Source organism: Bacillus sp. SIMBA_074 (assembly GCF_046534555.1).
In the GTDB taxonomy this organism is placed as follows: domain Bacteria; phylum Bacillota; class Bacilli; order Bacillales; family Bacillaceae_G; genus Bacillus_A; species Bacillus_A mycoides.
This window is the reverse complement of sequence record NZ_JAWRYM010000513.1, coordinates 1-272: the sequence shown is the minus strand read 5'-3', so window position 1 is coordinate 272 and position 272 is coordinate 1. Positions and strand designations below refer to the sequence as shown.

1 pseudogene is annotated in these 272 nt (G+C 49.6%); it reads right to left on the bottom strand.

Annotation, left to right across the window (positions count from 1 at the left end):
- Positions 1 to 73: 73 nt before the first annotated feature.
- A pseudogene (locus SB773_RS31780) lies at positions 74 to 272 on the bottom strand (AAA family ATPase); the annotation flags it as partial.

Here is a 272-nt window from a genome sequence, read left to right as displayed (position 1 = left end):
GAGATGACTTGAGGTAATTCTCAAAGAGATACCGATCTACACCGCTGGCACGAATAATCATGACTCGCACCTCCTACAGTGTAAAGTCGTACTCGGTCCCAGCGATTTCCTTGTCAAACACGGTCCGATACGTACGCTGCAGCTGCTGCAAGATCCGTTCTCCCTCAACCCGCAGGTAGGCATACTTGACCGTGTATTTTTCCACATTGTGGATGAGACGGTTTTTATCCAAAACGAAAGGCTGCAAGTCCTCTTCGCGACGTTGCCACTGA